Raw genomic sequence first — 13,113 nt, forward strand, 5'->3', positions numbered from 1 at the left:
GGCGCATCTGAACAGGGCGTGATGAGCTTCCTGCTCACGGCCGGCGCCATCGGCTTGCTCTACAAGGAGAACGCCTCCATCTCAGGCGCGGAAGTGGGCTGCCAGGGCGAGGTGGGCGTGGCCTGCTCCATAGCCGCAGCGGGCTTGTGCGCCGTACTTGGCGGCACGCCGGCTCAGATCGAGAACGCGGCAGAAATCGGCATGGAGCATCACCTGGGCCTGACCTGCGACCCTGTGGGCGGGCTGGTTCAGATCCCCTGCATCGAGCGCAACGCGATTGCCGCCGTCAAGGCCATCAACGCGGCACGGCTTGCTCTCCATGGCGATGGCTCCCACCGGGTCAGCCTGGACAAGGTCATTCAGACCATGCGAGAAACCGGAGCCGACATGAAAGACAAATACAAGGAAACCGCACGTGGCGGACTGGCCGTGAACATCGTGGCGTGCTGATTTACTGACACAACACAGAATGTGCTCTAAATTCAACAACCGAATGTGACCTTGGTCGCCGGAACACCTGATCAGGCTATCTACAATTCGGACAAACGCGTGATCCAGCAGCACCCACCACAATGAGCGATTCGGAACTTTTTGTAGCCCACGTACCGGGCATTCAATATGGCGTGCTGGACAACTTGATGGGCTATGCCGTGCGGCGGGCCCAGATCAAGATGTACGAGAAATTCATTCTCGCGCTGGAGCCTTGGGGCATCACGCCGCCCAGGTTCTCGGCCATGGTCATCGTGTCGCTGAACCCTGGCTTGAAGCTCACGCAACTGGCCAAGATCATGGGTATCGCGCGATCAGGCGCCGTGATCCTGGTGGATGCGCTGGAAGAGCTGAGTTATATGCAACGTCTGCCCGCGCCAGAAGATCGCCGGGCCTTCAGTCTGGCCCTGACGGACAAGGGCAAGGCCGACCTGATCAAGATCACGCAAGCCGTGCAAAAACAGGATGAAGAGGTGGTGCAAGGCCTGAACTCAACCGAGCAGGCGCAATTGCATGGCCTGCTGCTCAAGCTGTGCGGGATCAATGCGGGCTGAGCATCAAGCCCGATTCAACAAGCTTTGACGACGCCAAGCCGCCCCACCCAGCAAACATTGCAACTGACGCGCATCCGACATGCGCAGCCCTTGACGCGAACCTGAGCGATAGCCCTCGCCTCCCAGCAACTGGGCACCATGCACCGTGAGCTCACAGGCTTGCCCACTGACATGCAGCAAGGCGAACTGAGCGCCATCCCCCGGCATGCCGCCCGACATGGCCGACTGCAAGGTAGCTTGCATCACGCTCAAGCGCTCCTGCATCAAGGACAGGATGCGGCGCACCTCACCCCAGCCCAGCAAGCTGCCACCACCTTGCTGACGGCTGGATGCGTGTGCCAGGCCTTCTTGCAGACTGGCCCTTGAAACACCGCACAGCATGGCCATCACAGCCGGCGCCAACAAGCCAGACAGGCGCCTGAACAAGGCAGGCGCCAGCTCGCCTTTGAGGATCTCGCATGGCACGCCGCCGAATTCGACGTCATTGATGCCACAGTTGGCCAAGCCCAAGGTCAGCAAGCGTTCGCCACGGATCACGGCAGGATGCGACAGGTCCACGACAGCAAGTTGCATGGTCTGATCACGCCCTTGCACGGGCAGCACGGCCCATCGGGCATGGGTGCCCAGCAGCAACATGTCAATCTGACCGCGCAAGTAACCTTGTGCATCCACTGCCGGCCAGAGCTGATCATGGAGGCCGTGAAAGGCCGGCCAGGCCAGCCATTCGCCCGACAACTCACGCATCAGGGGCGCATGCTCGGCGCTGGTATCGCCATACCGCAAGGCCAGATGGGCCGCCGCGCTGCCGTACACAGCCGCCGCCATGCCGGCATCACCGGCGGACAAAGCCTCCAGCACCTGGCACAAGGCGTCCAGCGATGTATCTTGCGTACCGGCACTGGCCTCACTGCACAGATTGGCCCAACCCAGGCCATGCATGTGGTCCAGCGCGGACTGGAACGACAGACCAGGCAACTGCGTCCTGGCAAACTGATCGGCAGCGCGCCACCAATCGCTCTGCGGCGCCGAGACCCAGTTCATGCGTGCATCAGGTAGCGCCAACGCTTCGTCTTCACGCATGAAGACACGCACACCCTGGTCAGGGCGCAAGCGGCACTTGAACAGGTTGATGCGGTTGATCTGATCGGTGCCTTCGTAGATCTGCAACAGCTTGGCATCACGCAGGCGCTTTTCAATGCCGATCTCGTGGCGCAAGCCATCAGCCCCCGTCAACTCCAGCGCCAGGCCGGCATTGCTCATGGCCAGATCCGCGCCGGCGAACTTGGCCAGCGAGGCCAGACCTGAAATCAGGTTCTGCCACTCCTTGGGTTGCCCATCCAGAAAGCGCTTCTGGAACCAATGCGTGGCATCTGGAGACTGCAGCACACGGCGCGCTGCAAAGCGCCAGACGCTGGCCGGAGCCAACTGGTCCGCCCAATACAAGGGCCGAAAGAACATCGTTCGGAACAAGCCACCCAGACCATTGGCCAGGGCCGATTCCAGATAAGCCTGGCGCGCCAGAATGGCGTTCTTGTTCATCTCGGCCAGGGTGGTCTGCGCCCATTGCTGCTCGATCAGCCGCCCGCCGGGCAAGACCTTGCGTGCCGCGTAATCCCGGGCGCCTTCATAAGCGCCACGGGCCGCGCCCGCCGCAAAGGCGCCCACGCCGGCACGCGTGCAGGCCGTGATGTAGTCCATCAGCGTCTGGGCGACTTCGCGATAGGGCCGCTTGAGGTCCTTGGCCCGTCGGCGGTCAATGGCCACGCAATCGGCGGGCACGTGCACGCCGTCGAAGATCAACTCGGACGCCACACAGGCGCGCTGTCCCAGCTTGTCCATCATCTCGCCAACGCGCACACCGGGCATGTCGGCCCGAACGGCCAGGACGACCATGGTGTCGGCAGGCTGGGCCAGATCTTCATAGGCCACCACCATGTGCCAGGTGGATACATGGCCGTTGGAGATGTAGCTCTTGCGTCCCGTGAGGATGTAGCTGCCATCAGGCTGGGCCACCGCCTGCGTGAGCAAGTTGGCCTGCGACAGCAATTGGATGTCGGTGGTGTCCGTGCCCGCTTGTGGTTCGTTGAGCGCCAGGCTCAAAAGGCAGGGCTCCCCCCGGCGCTCGCCCGCACACACTTCGGCAGAAATCTTCGCGGCCAGGCGCAGGTTCCAGGCGGCCATCAAAGCGCCCTGCCCCATGTAGTGCACGCCGATCAAGGAGGACACACCCGCACAGGCCGAGGCCACCTCTTCCAGAAAGGCATATAGCGACAGGTAGTTCCAGCCCTTGCCGCCGAACAACACCGGCACCCACAGCGTGAACAGGCCCCACTCGCCCGCCTGGCGGATCAGCTCGCGCGGGATGTAGGCTGGATCATCCATGGCCTGGCGATCGATCTGCAAGGCCCAGGGCCGCACCACTTCGGCGTTGAAGCGTTGTGCCAACTCCAGCGCATCGACCACATCCTGGCGCACGGCAGAAGGCAGGTCGCTGACGGCTGCCAGCGCGGCAGACCAGTCCGCCACCGAATGACGCAGACGCTCGGCATCTGCGCTGGGGCTTCTTTCCTTGATGGATGGCAAATAAGCGCCGTCCGGATGGGTCATCGTGTCACTTGCTCAAGATCGCCTGAATGGTGCGCACGATCAGCTTGATATCCGTCCACACCGAGGCTTGATCCACATAGCTTGCCGCCAGGGCCAGCTTGTGGGGCATCACCTCGTGAATATAGGCGTATTCGGGGTCCGTGGCACGTGCAAGCACATTGCTTTCGTCACGGTATTCGATAGATGCGATATCCGTGATGCCTGGGCGCACGGACAGGATTTTTTCGCGCAGGCCTGCCGGGTAGTGCGCCACGTAACGCGGCACTTCCGGGCGCGGCCCCACCAGGCTCATGTCACCCAGCCACACATCGATCAACTGCGCCAACTCGTCGAGTTTGGTGCTGCGCAAGAAGCCGCCAACTCCGGTGATGCGGCTGTCAGCGCCCACCGTGATCTGCAAGCCCTGGCCTGCAGGCTCATGCCGCATGGTGCGGAACTTGTGGATGCGAAATGGCGCGCCATGGCGCCCGACGCGCTCTTGCCGATAAAACACCGGCCCTGGCGAATCCAGCTTGACCGCCAGCGCGATGAGCAGCAGCACAGGCGCCAGCATCAGCAGGCCCAGTGTGGACAGGATCCAGTCGAACAGTCGCTTGCTCATCTACCGCACCTGAATGGTCGCATCAGTGGCCGCATCAAGCCTTGCCGAAGGCCTTGCGCACGGCCTTGATCACGCGCTCGACATCGTCGTCCGTCATCTTGGTGTACAGCGGCAAGGTCACCATGCGCTCGTACGCCTTCTGGCTGTGCGGGAACTGCTCGGGCTTGAGGTCGTAGCGATCCTTCCAGTAGGGGTGCAGGTGCAGCGGGATGTAGTGCACGCTCACGCCAATGCCATCGGCAAAGAGGCTGTCGATCAACTGGTCGCGGTTGATGGTGGCCTCGTCCGTCAGGCGAACCACGTACAGATGCCAGGAGTGCAGATCACCGGCATGTTGCGGGCGCGGCGGCAGGATCAGCGGCAGATCGGCCAGGGCCTCGTCAAAGCGCGATGCGATCTGCTCGCGGCGCACCTGGAAACCGCTCACGCGCTGCAACTGATGCAAGCCGAGTGCGGCGGCAATGTCGGTCAGGTTGTACTTGAAGCCGGGGGCGACGATCTCGTAGTACCAGCTGGGCACCTTGGCCGTGAAGCGGTCGAAGGCATCGCGGTTGATGCCATGCAGGCGCATGACCTTGGCACGCGCCGCCAGTTGCGCATCACGCGTGACCAGCATGCCACCTTCGCCTGTGGTCATGGTCTTGTTGGCATAGAAGCTGAAAACCACGGCATCGCTCTGCAAGGTGCCGATCAACTGCTGCTTGTACGTGGTGGGCAGCGCATGGGCCGCGTCTTCCACGATCTTCAAGTTGTGCTTCTTCGCGATCGCGAAGATGGCGTCCATGTCCACCGACAGGCCGGCATAGTGCACCGGCATGATGGCCTTGGTACGCGGGGTGATCATGGCCTCGATCGCTGCCGGGTCGATGTTGAGCGTGGCGGGATCGATGTCCACCAGCTTGACGTCAGCGCCCAGGTAGCGCACCACTTCGGCGGTGGCCGTGAAGGTGTGCGTGGTCGTGATGACCTCGTCGCCAGGGCCGATGCCCAAGGCTTCCAGCGCCAGATGCAGGCCGGCCGTGGCCGAGTTCACGGCGATGGATTGCAGGCTGTCATCGCCCGAATCACCCACGAGGTAAGCAGTGAAGGCTTGCTCGAACTTGCGGGCCTTGGGGCCGGTTGTGACCCAGCCGGAGCGCAGGGTGTCGACCACTTCTGCGATCTCTTCCTCGCCGATTTCAGGCAAGGCGAAAGGCAGGAAGGGCAAGGTCTTATCGGCAGATGAAGAGGAACTCATGGATGTCTCTCTCAGGTAATCAGGTACGCGCTCATCGCGCAGCAGGCTTGCCGCGCGTCAGGCGACCAAAGGCAGGATCCGGACGACCACGCACGATGGCATCCCACCAACCGCGCAGCGAGCCCAGGCCGTAGCCGAAGTGATAGGCCGCAATCACATCAGGCAGATGCCGCATCAGGTCACGGCCCTGCTGGCGGGCAATGCTGAAGCTGATGGCATACACGGCCATGCCATACAACAAGGCTTGCAACATCAGGCCACTGGCTGTGATAAGCGTGCCCCAGATCATCACGGTACGCGCGGCACCGAACGGCAGGTAGCTCATTCCCAGGCTGCCGACCAGCGTCAGCAGCAAGAGCAGCAACATGCATCCCACGAACAAGCCCGGAATCAGATGCCGCAAGGCCGCTGCCTGCCCGTGCTTTTTCATCACGAAGGGCTTCCAGTAACCGTATTGACGGTACTGGCGGAACACGTCCATCTTGCTGGCACGCGGGAAGTAGGTGGAGCGGATGCTGGCCGATTGCCAGATGCGCCCGCCACCTTTGTGGATGCGCAGATTGTGTTCGTCATCCTGGTTGCGCACCAGGGTTTCGTCAAAGCCGCCAAAGCGCTCGAAGGTCTGGCGCGGCCAGGAGCCGAGGTAGACGGTATCCACTTCACCCTCGTAAGCCAGATCACGCGAGAGCGCGCCACCGGCTACCAGGCGGGATTGGAAGGCTGCTGCAATGGCGCGTTGTACCGTGCCTTGCTCACCGTCCACGCCCTGGGCCTTCCAGGGGCCGCCCACGTTGTCGGCACCGGTGCGCTGCCAGGTGGCCAGGCATTGCGCGATGTAATCAGGGGCATAAACCGTGTGCACATCCAGGCGCACGATGAACTCGCCTCGGGCTTTTTCAATGCAACGGTTCAGGCCGCACGACACGATGCGGCCGGGGTTGTCCAGCATCACGAAGCGACTGTCATGGGCACACACAGCGGCCAGGCGCTCCCGGGTGCCGTCATCGCTCATGCCGTCAGCAATCAGCACCTCCAGCGCCCAGCCATCAGGCACGGCTTGCGCGGCCACACTGCGGCAGAAAGCCTCGATGTAGTCCTGCTCGTTGCGGCAGGGCACGATGACCGAAACGGTGTTCAGTTGGCCTGGCATGGGCAGACGGTTCAGCGCGCCGACGCGCGATGACGCTTGATGCGCGGCACAGCGGGGTGCAAAAGCTTCTGATAGAGGCGCCACATGGCGTCCATCTGGCCACGGCGCGAAGCATCACGCTCGATGCGCTCGCGGTTATACAAACCCATCTGGGCTGCCTGCATCGGGTGGTCGTATGCGGTGACCAGTGCCTGCGTGACTGCATCCACATCGCGCACAGGCACGATCCAGCCGCCCTTGTCGTCGATCCACTGGCGGTTGGCTGGCAAGTCAGACGCGATGATGGGCAGGCCGCAAGCCATGGACTCCAGCACCGACACCGAGGTGGCATCGCTGGTCGGCACGGACACGCTCACCTTGCTGCGCTGGATGGCGTTGACCATCTCGACGTCACCTACGCGACCATGGAAGCGCACCTGCTGCAAGAGGCGCAACTCTTGCACACGGGCTTCAAGCGCCGATTGCATGGGGCCGCCGCCCAGCAAGTGCAGGCGGGCATGCGATTGCGGGCGCAGCGTCAGGAAACGAGAGAAGGCTTCCAGAATCAGGTCGATGTTGTAGTTGGCCTCCCAGGTGCGCAGGCTGATGACATCGAAGTCCTCGCCTGGGTTGCCCGGCACGAACTTGTCGGTATCGGCGCCCCACAGGATCTGATGGCACGGTGCAGAAGGGTGGTAGCGCGCGATCTCGTCGAGCATGTCCATCGAATCGGCCGTGATCAGATCGGCATGACGCAAGGACCATCCCACCACCGCCCGCATCAGGCGGCTGCGGCGCGGCGTGACCAGAATGTCACTGCCCCAGGCGGTCAGCACCGTGGGCACCTTGAGGCCGCACATCGCCGCCCACAGGCCGTAAGACGTCACGTAGTGGCCGTGCACCAGCGTGGGCTTGAAGCGTTTGGCCACCTCACGGGCGACCTGGCGCACCTTGAGCAAGGCCTTGAACCACGTCAGCTTGTCATTGCCCGGCGCGATGGCGATGACTTCACGCGCACCCGGCACCTCGGCAGGCTGGCGTGTGATGACGATCGCTTCGGCACCGCGCTCAACCGCAGCGGCCACCCAGCGGCGCGTGTGCACGCTGGACGCATCGGCAAAAAAGAGGATGCGCACGGCGGCGTCATCTGGGCGACGGCTCATGCGGGCTCCTGACCGGCGGCTTGTCCCTGCTGCGCACCCAGTGCGCGACGCAGGTTGTCCTTGCCGGCCCACTGCGCATACAGCGCGTGCAACTCAGGATGGCGCTGCAGCGTGGCGCGGTCCAGTTCGCGGGTATCGCCCATGACCACAGCTGGCTTGCCATGCGCCTGCGGCCCCACGATGGCGAAATCCGGCACCACGCCGGACACAAAACTGTAGCCCTGCACGATGACGCCTTTGCCGATCTTGGCGCCCGGCGCGATCACGCTGTGCGGGCCGATGAAGCTGTAGGCGCCAATGTGGGTGGCCTTGCGCACATAGCCTGCAGGATTGGGATCGTTGATGTAGCGGCGCCCCATCACCCGCACGGCCTTGTGGCTGGAATGGCTGAGGATGGACGCGTAGTTGGTGACCTGGGTGCCCTCTTCGATCACCAGGCCGTTGGAGCCGTCGATGCGGTTGAAGTGCCCGATGAAAACGTGATCGCCCAACTTCAGCCCTTCCAGGCCCTCGAAACAGGTGTGGGTGCTGACGCGGGTATGGGGGCACCAGCTGCCGTCCGCGTTCGCCCAGCCATACAGGATGCGCGGGCCGGTGAAGGCCGAGAGCAAGCGCGCAACTGGATGTTTGAGTTTCTGGATCAGGGCAGACATGAAGGGAAAGCGGAAAACCTCAGGACACCACAGGGGCTGAACCGTGTATTGTCCCTGATCCTGCCGGTGCGGCCAGGCGCCGAGCCTGGGGAACGGGCTGGAAGCCCCGTGAACCGGTGGTGAGCCCCGCTAAACCCGCGTCAAGGAGGGCTGCCACAGCGCCCTGACCGGCAGCCCTGCGTGCTTGAGAAACACCCCGTACGCCGCCACGATAGCCACGATATAGCCGGTGCTGGATGCCACCCCGGCCCCCAGCGGCCCCCACATCGGCACCAGGAACCAGCCCACGCAGAAGCTGATCGTCAGCGACATGCCCGCGATCGCCCCGGACAACTGCGGCCGCCCCAGATGGTTCGTATAAAACGCCGACAAGCTGGACGCCGCCGCGTAAGCCGCCACACCAGGCAACAGTGCAGCCAAAGGCAGCAACGACGCTTCGTAAGCCGGCCCCATCACCCAGGGCAGCCCCCACCATGCCAGGCCCAACAGCACCGGCGCCGCCAGCAAGGTGGACAGCACATTGATGCGCACGGCCTGCACGGTCATGGCCGCGGCAATCTTCACGTCAGGGTGCCCAATACGCGAGTACACCGACACCGTCACCGACGAGGACAGCAACCACAGCAACTCCGCCGCGGTCACGGCAACGGAGTAAATACCCGTCGTACTCAAACCATCAAAGCGCTCAACCAGAAACAGCGACACCCGGTAATTCATTAGGCCGATCACATTGGTGATGCCGATGGTGGCCACAAAGGGCCATTGCGCCCACCAGTTCGGCGGCTTTTGCAGGAAAGCCATCAGGCGCGAGCCCGCAAAGCTGTCTTCCAGCCGCTCATCACGCTGGCGGGCATGACGCAAAGCATAAAACGCAGTAACAACGGCCACGATGGACTTGCCCGTCACCCAGGCTGTCAACACCAGCAACACGGTAGAGCTGGAGCGGCTCCCCTGCCCACCCTGCGTGATCCACCAGGCACCACCCAGACCAATCAGCACGGAGGCCGGCGCCGACACCTGGGCCACATTGATCGGCCACATCCTGCCCTCGCCCAACCACAAGCCCGTGGCAGTGGGCACCAGCAACAGGAAAGGTGCCGCCAAGGCCAACAGCCACAGATAGGTATAGGGCATGGCCTTGGCCCACCAGGACACCCCCAGCAGCACCAGCGAGGCCAGCAAGCCCAAGGCCACAGCCGCCCGCAGCACACCCTGCAACATCGGTAAAGCCTGGCCATGCTGCCCATCGGCCTGCTGGGACATCTGCCGCGCCAGCCACAGGCCCAATCCGGTAAACAAGGTCAACAAGGCCGATTCCACCGCCACAAACAGCGCAAAAGCACCTTGCACCTGCGGCCCGTGGCGCGCCACCGTCACCGTGATGGCCAAGCCCAGGCCCACCATCATCAGTTTGGCGATCAGGTTCCCCAACGCGGCCTTGGGCAGCGCACGCAGGGCCTGCTGAAGCGCCACAAGGCGCCCGCGAGGCACTTCGGCCCCGGTCGAGCCCCCCTGAACGGCTGGTGGACGGGAATCTTGAACGGACATGTGCGCCATTGTCGCCCAGGGTTTCATACAATCTAGGGTTTGGCCTGAATCGCGCCTGCGGCGACCAGCCGCCCCGCTAACCCTGATCCTCCGTCATGACCACGCACCAACACCCCACGCAAGAGCCCGTTCCCGCAGAGCTGATGGTCGACACCAACAAACTGGTGGCCGAACGCCGCGAGAAACTGGCCGCCATCCGTGCACAGGGCGTGGCCTTCCCCAACGATTTCAAGCCCGCTGACCGCGCAGCAAGCCTGCACGCCGCCCACGACGCCACCGAACCAGAGCCTCTGGAGGCACAAAACGTCACGGTGTCCGTCGGTGGCCGCCTGATGCTCAAGCGCGTCATGGGTAAAGCCTGCTTTGGCACACTGCAAGACGCTACGGGCCGCATCCAGGTCTACGTGACGCTGGACGCCGTGGGCGCCGATGCCCTGCAAGCTTTCAAGCACTGGGACCTGGGCGACATCCTCGGCGCCGAAGGCACGCTGATGAAGACCAAGACGGGTGAGCTCTCCATCCGCGTCACCAGCATCCGCCTGCTGACCAAGGCCCTGCGCCCGCTGCCTGACAAGTTCCACGGCATGACCGACCAGGAACAGAAGTACCGCCAGCGCTATGTCGACCTGATCGTCGACGAGCACTCGCGTTCGCGCTTCATCGCCCGCTCCAAGGCCGTGGCCTCGATCCGCAGCTTCATGGTGGACAACGGCTTCCTGGAAGTCGAAACGCCGATGATGCACCCCATCCCCGGCGGCGCGAACGCCAAGCCTTTCACCACGCACCACAACGCGCTCGATCAAGAGATGTTCCTGCGCATCGCGCCCGAGCTGTATCTGAAGCGCCTGGTCGTGGGCGGCTTCGAGCGCGTGTTCGAGATCAACCGCAACTTCCGCAACGAAGGCGTGTCCGTGCGGCACAACCCCGAGTTCACGATGATGGAGTTCTACGCGGCCTACTGGAACCACCGCGATCTGATGGACTTCACCGAATCCATCCTGCGCCACGCCGCCATCGCTGCCGTAGGCACCGCCAAGCTGACCTATGGCGGCAAGGAAGTGGACCTGGAATCGTCCTTCGCCCGCCTGACCGTGCGCGAATCGCTGATCCAGGTGGCCGGCTTGAGCCCCGAAGAAGCCGACAGCAAGGACGCCCTGCACGCCAAGCTGAAAGAACTGGGCGAAGAGCCGCCCGCACGCTGGACGCTGGCCGAACTGCAATTCGGCATGTTCGAAGCCGCCGTGGAAGAAAAGCTCTGGCAGCCCACCTTCATCATCGACTACCCCGTCGAGGTGTCGCCGCTGGCCCGCGCATCGGATGCCGACCCCAGCATCACCGAACGCTTCGAGCTGTTCATCACCGGCCGCGAATACGGCAACGGCTTCTCCGAGTTGAACGACCCTGAAGAACAAGCCGCCCGTTTTGCCGCGCAAGCCAGCGCCAAGGATGCCGGCGACGAAGAAGCCATGTACTTCGACGCCGACTACATCCGCGCCCTGGAATACGGCCTGCCTCCCACAGGCGGCTGCGGCATCGGCATCGACCGCCTGATGATGTTGCTGACCGACGCGCCCAACATCCGTGACGTGATCCTGTTCCCGGCCCTGCGCCGCGAAGCCTGATTGCAGCGCGAGCCTTCGTGCTCGCCGCCGTCAACACACGAAGCCCGACTCGTCAGAGCCGGGCTTTTTTTCGCGCTGTTCATGGCAAGCCCCCCGCACAGGGGAAGGACACCACCAACTGGGAATGGGACAATTTGCGCTTCAAAAAAAGATGTCCAACGCGCACCAGCGCATGGCGTCACAAATCTTCAGGGATGAATTGCCACGCTTCGTGGCTGTGATCGGGTTGAGCCTGCTGGCTCGCCCTTGTGACTTCGTGCGTGCGCATCAACGCTACCCCTATCCGCATGTCCAAGTCCAAGCTGTCGCTGACCACCATCAGCCTTGCCTTGATGGCACCTCTGGTTGCCCAGGCTGCCTGCCAGGCCAACATCACGTCCGTGCCTGATCCCGTCGTCGAACCGCCCATCGACTGGTCCAACCAAGGTGGCGTCAGCGATATCGTGCGGCCAGCCCAGGCGCGCGCGACGGCCCAGTCTGTCAGTACAGCGTCTGGCTATTCGGAAGGCAGCCCCGAGACCCCGGCCATTCCCTTGTCAGTCACGCCGAGTGCCGATCCCGGTTGCATGTCCGACACGTTCGGCGCGCATCTGGCCGCACAAGGCTTGCGGCAGACACGCCAGCAACTGGCTCGCGCGCAGCAACGGATGGCCCAGCTTCGCGCCTTGCGCGCACCAGAAGCATCCGCTCAAGGCTTGCAGGTCTATGCCACGGGCGGCGATCAATCCAGACGCGAAGGTGGCGACGCCAGCCAGAACACGCAGGCATTGCGCGTCGGCCGCACGGATGTGAATGTCGGCACGGACTACCGCATCAACGACCAATGGGCAGCCGGCGCCGCCATCGGCCTGGGCAACACCCGCATGCGCTGGGATGGCAGCACCAGCCGCATTGACAGCCAAAGCGGCAACCTCACTGGTTACGTCAACTGGAGCCCCACCGCCGCCAGCTACGTGGCACTGGCCATCAGTGTGGAGAACGCGCACGACGACCTGCATGCCGAAGACGGCTACGAGTACCCCACCACCAGCGTTCACAGCGGCCTGAGCCTGTCTGCCGGTTACGACTTGCCCATGGGCACCTGGACACTGTCACCCTACGCCCGCGTTGATGAGGTCGCCTCACGCGTGGGCAGTTTCGGTGGCCCGGCCACCAGAACCAAAGGCAGCTCGGGCTCTGTGTCTGCTGGCACCCAGGTTCAGACCACCATCCCAACCAGCTGGGGCCTGATCGCACCTCATGCACGCATCGAGTTCACCCAGATCACAGGCTGGCACATCCAGGGCAACTCGGCCGCCACGTATGTGTCCGGACAAGGCCTGCTGCCAGCGCCCAGCCCACTGGCCATCGATCGCCAGTTCGGTCAGATTGGCGCAGGCACCTCGCTGATCCTGCAGCAAGGCATCACCGTGTTCGCTGACTATGACACCGGCTTTGCGCAACGCGATGTGAGCACCTGGCGCATGACATTGGGCGTTCGTTACGAACTCTGAGCTGGTACACATTCAGC

11 protein-coding genes are annotated in these 13,113 nt (G+C 63.4%); 4 read left to right on the forward strand and 7 right to left on the reverse strand.

Features of this window, described 5'->3' with window-relative positions; translation table 11 throughout:
* A partial coding sequence (locus EPO09_RS14690; protein WP_290644072.1) for an L-serine ammonia-lyase, iron-sulfur-dependent, subunit alpha occupies positions 1-450 on the forward strand: 450 nt, incomplete at its 5' end.
* 122 nt (positions 451-572) lie between these two features.
* Positions 573-1,043, forward strand: a complete 471-nt coding sequence (locus tag EPO09_RS14695) for a MarR family winged helix-turn-helix transcriptional regulator (protein ID WP_290644073.1) — start codon at positions 573-575, stop codon at positions 1,041-1,043.
* Between the two features lie 3 nt (positions 1,044-1,046).
* On the opposite strand, the gene EPO09_RS14700 is transcribed toward EPO09_RS14695, so the two are convergent.
* From EPO09_RS14700 to EPO09_RS14730, 7 genes are all read right to left on the reverse strand, one after another.
* Positions 1,047-3,650: an acyl-CoA dehydrogenase family protein gene (locus EPO09_RS14700; RefSeq protein WP_290644074.1), complete on the reverse strand. Its 2,604-nt coding sequence runs from the start codon at positions 3,648-3,650 to the stop codon at positions 1,047-1,049.
* Positions 3,651-3,654: 4 nt separating this feature from the next.
* Positions 3,655-4,251, reverse strand: a complete 597-nt coding sequence (locus tag EPO09_RS14705) for a sugar transferase (protein WP_290644075.1) — start codon at positions 4,249-4,251, stop codon at positions 3,655-3,657.
* A gap of 34 nt (positions 4,252-4,285) precedes the next feature.
* The gene (locus tag EPO09_RS14710) at positions 4,286-5,488 is read right to left on the reverse strand and encodes a DegT/DnrJ/EryC1/StrS aminotransferase family protein (RefSeq protein WP_290644076.1); all 1,203 of its coding nucleotides are present in this window, start codon (positions 5,486-5,488) and stop codon (positions 4,286-4,288) included.
* Between the two features lie 31 nt (positions 5,489-5,519).
* Positions 5,520-6,638: a glycosyltransferase family 2 protein gene (locus tag EPO09_RS14715; RefSeq protein ID WP_290644077.1), complete on the reverse strand. Its 1,119-nt coding sequence runs from the start codon at positions 6,636-6,638 to the stop codon at positions 5,520-5,522.
* Between the two features lie 11 nt (positions 6,639-6,649).
* Positions 6,650-7,780 carry a glycosyltransferase gene (locus EPO09_RS14720; RefSeq protein ID WP_290644078.1) on the reverse strand — a complete coding sequence of 377 codons (1,131 nt, stop codon included), beginning with the start codon at positions 7,778-7,780 and terminating at the stop codon, positions 6,650-6,652.
* Entirely contained in the window at positions 7,777-8,433 is a 657-nt protein-coding gene (locus EPO09_RS14725) for an acyltransferase (RefSeq protein WP_290644079.1), read from the reverse strand. Before EPO09_RS14725 ends, EPO09_RS14720 begins: the two co-directional genes overlap by 4 nt.
* Before the next feature lie 129 nt (positions 8,434-8,562).
* The gene (locus EPO09_RS14730) at positions 8,563-9,981 is read right to left on the reverse strand and encodes a teichoic acid transporter (protein ID WP_290644080.1); all 1,419 of its coding nucleotides are present in this window, start codon (positions 9,979-9,981) and stop codon (positions 8,563-8,565) included.
* 95 nt (positions 9,982-10,076) lie between these two features.
* Between EPO09_RS14730 and lysS the strand changes: the two genes are divergently transcribed.
* The gene (lysS, locus tag EPO09_RS14735; RefSeq protein ID WP_290644081.1) at positions 10,077-11,603 is read left to right on the forward strand and encodes a lysine--tRNA ligase; all 1,527 of its coding nucleotides are present in this window, start codon (positions 10,077-10,079) and stop codon (positions 11,601-11,603) included.
* A 287-nt stretch (positions 11,604-11,890) separates the two neighbouring features.
* On the forward strand, positions 11,891-13,096 hold the full coding sequence (locus EPO09_RS14740) for an autotransporter outer membrane beta-barrel domain-containing protein (protein WP_290644082.1): 1,206 nt from the start codon (positions 11,891-11,893) through the stop codon (positions 13,094-13,096).
* Positions 13,097-13,113: the final 17 nt, after the last annotated feature.

This window comes from Aquabacterium sp., from assembly GCF_004297345.1.
GTDB lineage: Bacteria > Pseudomonadota > Gammaproteobacteria > Burkholderiales > Burkholderiaceae_C > Aquabacterium.